Below are 7,743 nucleotides of genomic sequence, written 5' to 3' on the forward strand. Positions count from 1 at the left end.
CCCTTGTCCCCTAGGACTCTGACCGTCGAGGATCCGTCCCGACCATCTGGCGCACGTGCATGAGGCCCCCGGCCGCGCGCACCGAATCGTACGGCGAACGGATGTGACCACCGTCACCTTCGCCCGAACGCCGATCACCCGCGCCCCGGCCACCGCCCGCGCGTCCTCGATCGGCATGATGCCCCCGAAAGGCACCACTCCATGTCGAACACCCCCCTCTCCTTCAGCGCCCTCGGCGTGCCGGCCCCCCTCGTGGCCGCGCTCACCGCGAGCGGCATCACCGAGCCCTTCCCGATCCAGGTCGACACGCTGCCCGACACCCTCGGCGGACGCGACGTCCTCGGCCGCGGCAAGACCGGCTCCGGCAAGACCCTCGCCTTCTCCATCCCGATGATCGCCCGCCTCGGCGGCTCGCTCGCCGGCGGACGCCGCCGCCCCGGCCGCCCGCTCGGACTCGTCCTCGCGCCGACCCGCGAGCTCGCCACGCAGATCACCGCCGCGATGCAGCCCCTTGCCGACGCCTACGGCATCGTCACCACCACGATCTTCGGAGGCGTCTCGCAGCAGCGCCAGGTCGCCGCGCTCAAGCAGGGCGTCGACATCGTCGTGGCCTGCCCGGGCCGCCTCGAGGACCTGATGAAGCAGGGCTTCGTGAACCTCGACGCCGTCGAGATCACCGTGCTCGACGAGGCCGACCACATGGCCGACCTCGGCTTCCTGCCGGTCGTCACGCGCATCCTCGACAAGACCCCCCGCGGCGGGCAGCGCCTGCTGTTCTCCGCGACGCTCGACAACGGCGTGGACAAGCTGGTCAAGAAGTACCTCCAGAACGAGGTGCTCCACTCGGTCGACGAGGCCAACTCGCCCGTCGCGCTGATGACCCACCACGTGTTCGAGGTCGACGGCCTCGACGCCAAGAACGCGCTCGTGAAGACGCTCGCGTCCGGCACCGGCCGCCGCATCCTCTTCACGCGCACCAAGCACCACGCGAAGAAGCTCGCCAAGCAGCTCACCGGCCAGGGCATCCCCGCGGTCGACCTGCACGGCAACCTCTCGCAGGTCGCCCGCGACCGGAACCTCGCCGCGTTCGGCGCCGGCACCGTCAAGGTCCTCGTCGCCACCGACGTCGCCGCCCGCGGTGTGCACGTCGACGACGTCGAGCTCGTCATCCACGTCGACCCGCCGATGGAGCACAAGGCGTACCTGCACCGCTCGGGCCGCACCGCCCGCGCCGGCAGCGAGGGAGACGTCGTCACCGTCGTCCTGCCCACGCAGCGCAGCGACGTGAAGACCCTCCTCCGCAAGGCCGCGATCCAGGTCGCGCCCCAGCAGGTGACGGCCGACTCGGCCGCCGTCGCGAAGCTCGTCGGCGACGTCGCTCCGTACGTCACCCCCAGCGCCGTCGTCGAGCCCGTCCGCGGCCAGTCGCAGGGCGGACGCTCGCAGGGCGCCAACGCGCAGCGCAAGCGCGCGGCCCGCACCGAGGGCACCGCCGCACCCCGCGGTGGACGCTCGACGGGTGCCGCGACCGGCGGAGGCGACCGCCCCCGCCGCGACCGCACCGCCGCCGAGGGACCCGCCCGCGGCGGCGCCCGCGGCGGCCGCAGCCGCTCGGCCGCCGGCGCCCCCTCCACCTCGGGCGGATCGCGCTCGTTCTACAGCACCGCGACCGGCGGAGCAGCCTCGGCCGCTCCCGCCCGCGAGTCCGCCGGCGGCGGCGCCCGCCGCGGCGGCCGGCGCGCGCAGGGCTGAACCGTCTTGTGCGCCGCGTAGCGGCGCACCGCGGTCGACTTCAAGGACGGTCGCGGCGCGCAGAGCGTGTCGCGACCGGCTAGGTCCGATCCGCTCACACGCGGATCGACCGTTCGCCTCGTGGGCAGCCGCTGAGCGGCGCACCGCGGTCGGCTTCAAGCACGGTCGCGACGCGCAGAGCGTGTCGCGACCGGCTGGGCCGATCCGCTCACACGCGGATCGACCGTTCGCCTCGCGGGGAGCGGCTGGTCCGGGGGCTGAGCGTTCGGTGATCGCACCTCAGCGCTCGTCCTGATCAGGACGCCGACATCACGAAGGGCCGGGGCCCGCGACTACTGGTCGCGGGCCCCGGCCCTTCGTCGTTCACGCTTCACCTCTTCGAGCGGAGTCCCGCGCAGGGAGCTCCGGAAGTCCTCACCGCGTCCTGATCAGGCGATCCCCTGCTGCGCCGTCCTCGGGCAGGGGCGCCGCCTCTCCTCGCCCGGTCACAGAGGTCCCGTGGATGCCGGATCCACGAGCCGAACGGCCGAGTCGCGTGCCGGCGGATCGGTCCAGGCGGACGCACGATGCTCCAGCCGGCCTGCTGTCCCTGCGAGCCGACCGCGGCGCGCCGCTATCGGCGCAGGAAGCACCGCGGCCGATCCGCGCCGCTAGGACAGGCGGCCGACGGAAGCGAGCGCGGCGCGGATCAGCGCGCCCCGCCCGCCCTCCATCTCGGCGGAGATCGCGTCGGAGCAGGCCTCGTCGGGGGTCATCCAGGTGAGCTCGAGGGCGTCCTGGCGGGGGTCGCAGGTGCCGGTGACGGGGACGACGTAGGCGAGGGAGACCGCGTGCTGGCGGTCGTCGGTGAACGGTCCCATGCCGGGCATCGGGAAGTACTCGGCGACGTGGAAGGGGAGCGGGCTCGCCGGGAGGAGGGGGAAGGCCATCGGGCCGAGATCCTTCTCGAGGTGGCGGAACAGCGCGTCGCGCAGCGTCTCGCCGTACATCACGCGGCCCGACACGATCGTGCGGGTGATCTGGCCGGAGGAGGTCGCACGCAGGAGCACGCCGACCTCGGTGACCTGCCCGAGCCCGTCGACCCGGACGGGCACGGCCTCCACGTACAGCAGCGGGAGCCGCCGGCGGATCTCGGCGAGTTCGTCGTCGGACAGCCACCCGGAGTTCGGGTCAGGGGTGCGCACGCTCATGCAGCCATTCTCACCCTTCGCGGCTGGTGTTCCGACCGGCGGCGGCGATCCCGCACTCAGGGGGATGATGGTGCGATGGGAATCGACGCGAACGCGGTCCTGTGGTCCTCCTCCGAGCGCGACCGCGTCGGCAGGCCCCTCCTGGTGCTGCTGCACGGCTACGGCTCGCACGAGGGGGACCTGTTCTCGCTCGGCGCCTACCTGCCGCTGGAGCCGGTCCTCGCGTCCCTCCGGGCGCCTCTCGCCCTGGGCGGCGGGGCGAACGCGTGGTGGCCCCTCCGTGTCCCGCTGGTGCCGGACGAGCCGCGGGCCGATCCCGAGGCCGTCGAGGCGGCGGCGGCCGGTGTGATCGAGTGGCTCGACGGTCTGGAGCACCCGGGCCCGGTGGGGCTGCTGGGCTTCTCCCAGGGCGCCGCGCTGGCGGTGCAGCTGCTGCGGCGCGCGCCTGGCCGCTTCGCCTTCGCGGTCGCCCTGTCCGGGTTCGTGGTCCCGCTCGCCGAGGGCGACGACGCGGACGAGCGGCTCGCCCGCGAGCGTCCGCCGGTGTTCTGGGGCCGCGGGACGCTCGACACGGTGATCCCGGAGGAGCTCGTGCGGGACGCAGCGGCCTGGTTCCCGGAGCACACGGCGCTCGACGCCCGGGTCTACGAGGGCGTCGCCCACGGAGTCGGGCAGGCCGAGCTCGCCGACATCGGCACGTTCGTGCGTCTCGGCTTCGCCTGACGGGCGGACTCCCCCGCGTCAAGGGCTCGCCCCCGGGCCGCGGCCCCGGCAATGTCGGAGGTGGCAGGGAGGATGGGTGCATGCCGGACGTCCTCGAGCGCTTCTCCCCCGCCACGCGCGCGTGGTTCGAGGGCGCGTTCCCGGCGCCGACCGCCGCCCAGGAGGGCGCCTGGTCGGCCATCTCGAGTGGAGCGCATGCCCTCGTGGTCGCTCCCACCGGCTCCGGCAAGACGCTCTCGGCCTTCCTCTGGGCGATCGACCGGCTCGTGCAGGGCCCGCCGCCGGAGGATCCGCAGCACCGCACGCGCGTGCTCTACGTCTCGCCGCTGAAGGCTCTCGGCGTCGACGTCGAGCGCAACCTCCGCTCGCCGCTCGTCGGCGTCACCCAGACGGCGCTGCGGCTGAGCGCCGAGGGCATCGGCAGCGCGCCGGCCACGGTCACCGTCGGGGTGCGGTCGGGAGACACGCCCGCCGCCGAGCGGCGCGTGCTGCAGAAGACGCCGCCGGACATCCTGATCACGACCCCCGAGTCGCTCTACCTCATGCTCACCTCGGCGGCGCGCGAGTCGCTCCGCGGCGTCGAGACGGTCATCGTCGACGAGGTCCACGCGGTCGCGTCGACCAAGCGCGGGGCGCACCTCGCCGTCTCCCTCGAGCGGCTCGACGCCCTGCTCCCGAAGCCGGTGCAGCGCATCGGCCTCTCGGCGACGGTGCGCCCGCGCGAGGAGGTGGCCCGGTTCCTCGCCGGCCGCTCCCCGGTCGCGATCGTGGCTCCGGCGTCCGAGAAGCAGTGGGACCTCAGCGTCGTCGTCCCGGTCGAGGACATGTCCGAGCTGGGGACGGCGGCTCCGCAGGACGGATCGACGATGGGGGCCACCGGTCCGCAGAGCGGGTCGATCTGGCCGCACGTCGAGGAGTCGATCGTCGACCGGGTCCTCGCGCACACCTCCTCCATCGTCTTCGCGAACTCCCGCCGTCTCGCCGAGCGGCTGACCGCCCGGCTCAACGAGATCTACGCCGAGCGCCGCGAGCTCGCCGCGGAGCGGGCGCGCGAGGCGGGCGAGCCCGTCGCCGTCGGGGCCCTGCTCGCCGAGGCGGCCTCCTCCTCCGTCCGCCGCTCCCCGGCCGAGGCGATGGGAGCGGCCGGGGGCACGAGCGGCAGCGGGCAGTCCGCGCCCGACGAGGAGCCGCTGCTCGCCCGCGCCCACCACGGCTCGGTGAGCAAGGAGCAGCGCGCGATCATCGAGGACGACCTGAAGTCCGGCCGCCTGCGCTGCGTGGTCGCGACCTCGAGCCTCGAGCTGGGGATCGACATGGGCGCGGTCGACCTCGTCGTCCAGGTCGAGACGCCGCCCTCGGTCGCGAGCGCCCTGCAGCGCGTGGGTCGAGCCGGCCACCAGGTCGGCGAGGTCTCGCGCGGGTCCTTCTACCCCAAGCACCGGGCCGACCTTCTCCACTCCGCCGTGACGACGGAGCGGATGCGCTCGGGCCTGATCGAGGCGATCGCCGTACCCGCGAACCCGCTCGACATCCTCGCGCAACAGACCGTCGCCGCGACCGCTCTCGAGAGCCTCGACGTGGATGACTGGTTCGACACCGTCCGCCGCAGCGCCCCCTTCGTGTCCCTGCCCCGCTCCGCCTACGAGGCGACCCTCGACCTCCTCTCGGGCCGCTACCCCTCCGACCAGTTCGCGGAGCTGCGGCCGCGCCTCGTCTGGGACCGCGACGCGAACACGCTCACCGGCCGGCCCGGCGCCCAGCGCCTCGCCGTCACCAGCGGCGGCACCATCCCCGACCGCGGGCTCTTCGGCGTGTTCATGGTCGGCGAGCCGGGCTCGACCGGCAACCGCGTCGGAGAGCTCGACGAGGAGATGGTCTACGAGTCCCGCGTCGGCGACGTCTTCGCGCTCGGAGCCACCAGCTGGCGCATCCAGGAGATCACCTACGACCGCGTGATCGTGACGCCGGCGTTCGGCGAGCCCGGGCGCCTCCCGTTCTGGAAGGGCGACTCGCAGGGGCGCCCCGCCGAGCTCGGCGAGGCGATCGGGGCGTTCACCCGCGAGGTGGGCGCCGCCGCCCCCGAGACGGCCCGCGAGCGCTGCACGGCGGCCGGGCTCGACGAGTACGCGACCAGCAACCTCCTCTCCTTCCTGGACGAGCAGCGCCTGGCCACCGGGCAGATCCCGGACGACCGCACCCTCGTGCTCGAGCGCTTCCGCGATGAGCTGGGCGACTGGCGGCTGGTGCTGCACTCCCCGTACGGGATGCAGGTGCACTCGCCGTGGGCGCTCGCCATCGGCGCTCGCGTCCGCGAGCGGCACGGCGTCGACGGAGCGGCGATGGCCGGGGACGACGGCATCGTCGTGCGGATCCCCGACACCGAGTCTGAGCCGCCGGGCTCCGAGCTGTTCCTGTTCGAGCGCGAGGAGCTGGAGCAGCTGGTCACGAGCGAGGTCGGCGGCTCCGCCCTCTTCGCCGCCCGGTTCCGGGAGTGCGCGGCGCGGGCGCTCCTGCTCCCGAGGTACAACCCGGGCAAGCGCTCCCCGCTCTGGCAGCAGCGGCAGCGGGCGGCGCAGCTCCTCGACGTCGCCCGCACCTACCCGACCTTCCCGATCATCCTCGAGACCGTCCGCGAGTGCCTCCAGGACGTCTACGACCTGCCCGCGCTGCTCCGGCTCGCCGCACGGCTGGACGGGCGCGAGCTGCGGATCCTCGAGGTCGAGACGCCGACCGCCAGTCCGTTCGCGCGGTCCATGCTCTTCGGCTACGTCGCTGCCTTCATGTACGAGGGCGACAGCCCGCTCGCCGAGCGCCGCGCGGCGGCGCTCTCGGTCGACGCGACGCTCCTCGGCGAGCTGCTCGGCCGGGCGGAGCTGCGCGAGCTGCTCGACCCGGCCGTCCTCGCGCAGATCGAGCGCGAGCTGCAGCGCGTCGAGCCCGAGCGCCGCCTCCGCGGGCTCGAGGGCGCCGCCGACCTGCTCCGGCTGCTCGGCCCGCTGACGCTCGATGAGCTCGGGGCGCGCCTGGTCGACGAGTCGGTCGCCTCGGCGGACGTCGCGAAGGCGCCCGCGATCGAGCGTGCGGTGCTCGAGGCCGACGTCGCCGCGCTCGTGAAAGCGAAGCGTGTCCTGCCCGTCGGGCTCGGCGGCGAGCAGCGGTACGCCGCGATGGAGGACGCCTCCCGGCTCCGCGACGCTCTCGGCGTGCCCCTGCCGATCGGCGTCCCCGTCGCCTTCATCGACCCCGTCCGCGATCCGCTCGGCGACCTCGTCGCCCGCTACGCGCGCACCCACGGCCCCTTCACCGCCGCCGCCGTCGCCACCCGCCTGGGCCTCGGCGTCGCGGTCGTCACCGACACCCTGCGCCGCCTCGCGGGCGAGCGCCGCGTCTCGGAGGGCGAGTTCCGCCCCACCGGCACCGGGACCGAGTGGTGCGATGCCGAGGTGCTGCGCCGCCTGCGCAGCCGCTCTCTCGCCGCGCTCCGCAAGGAGGTGGAGCCGGTGGACGCGGCCGCGTACGCCCGCTTCCTCCCCGCCTGGCAGCACGTCGGCGGCTCGCTCCGCGGCATCGACGGCGTGGCCTCCGTGATCGACCAGCTGGCCGGCGCGCCCATCCCCGCGTCCGCCTGGGAGTCGCTGATCCTGCCCGCCCGGGTGCGCGACTACTCCCCCGCGATGCTCGACGAGCTCACCGCGACCGGCGAGGTCCTCTGGGCCGGCGCGGGCACCCTGCCCGGCAACGACGGCTGGGTGAGCCTCCACCTCGCCGACACGGCAGGGCTGACCCTCCCCGTCCCCGCCGCCGAGTCCGTGACCCTGACCGAGCTCCAGCAGGAGATCGTCGGCGTGCTCGGCTCGGGCGGCGGCTACTTCTTCCGCCAGCTCTCCGACGCGGTCGGCTCCACCGACGACGCGGGCCTCGTCGAGGCCCTGTGGGAGCTGGTCTGGGCCGGGCTCGTCACGAACGACACCCTGGCGCCGCTGCGCACCCTCGTCGGCTCGACCGGCGGCGCCAGGGTGTCGTTCGTGACGAGCCCGGCCCAGACCAGCTCCCACAGGGCCTCGACGAGGCCCGCGTT

At 74.4% G+C, this 7,743-nt stretch carries 4 protein-coding genes; 3 read left to right on the forward strand and 1 reads right to left on the reverse strand.

All coding sequences use genetic code 11. The features are described from left to right. Window positions 1–201: 201 nt before the first annotated feature. Window positions 202–1,752 (forward strand): DEAD/DEAH box helicase, encoded by a 1,551-nt coding sequence (locus tag C5C39_RS01705; RefSeq protein ID WP_104352478.1) that lies wholly within the window; start codon window positions 202–204, stop codon window positions 1,750–1,752. Window positions 1,753–2,402: 650 nt separating this feature from the next. Here the strand turns inward: C5C39_RS01705 and C5C39_RS01710 are convergent. Then, complete coding sequence (locus C5C39_RS01710; protein ID WP_104313760.1) at window positions 2,403–2,942, reverse strand: NUDIX hydrolase family protein; 540 nt, start codon at window positions 2,940–2,942, stop codon at window positions 2,403–2,405. Between the two features lie 75 nt (window positions 2,943–3,017). Between C5C39_RS01710 and C5C39_RS01715 the strand changes: the two genes are divergently transcribed. Beyond that, window positions 3,018–3,665, forward strand: coding sequence for an alpha/beta hydrolase (locus C5C39_RS01715; protein WP_104260904.1), 648 nt, complete (start codon window positions 3,018–3,020; stop codon window positions 3,663–3,665). A gap of 80 nt (window positions 3,666–3,745) precedes the next feature. Beyond that, a partial coding sequence (locus C5C39_RS01720; protein ID WP_104352479.1) for an ATP-dependent helicase occupies window positions 3,746–7,743 on the forward strand: 3,998 nt, incomplete at its 3' end.

Origin of the sequence: Rathayibacter sp. AY1F3 (genome assembly GCF_002931975.1) — a bacterium.
Lineage (GTDB): Bacteria > Actinomycetota > Actinomycetes > Actinomycetales > Microbacteriaceae > Rathayibacter.

What these genes read in the sequence shown, in the direction of transcription:
- C5C39_RS01705 (WP_104352478.1), top strand. Translation starts at nt 202, where the DNA reads ATGTCGAACACCCCCCTCTCCTTCAGCGCCCTCGGCGTGCCGGCCCCC.
- C5C39_RS01710 (WP_104313760.1), bottom strand. Translation starts at nt 2,942, where the DNA reads ATGAGCGTGCGCACCCCTGACCCGAACTCCGGGTGGCTGTCCGACGAC.
- C5C39_RS01715 (WP_104260904.1), top strand. Translation starts at nt 3,018, where the DNA reads ATGGGAATCGACGCGAACGCGGTCCTGTGGTCCTCCTCCGAGCGCGAC.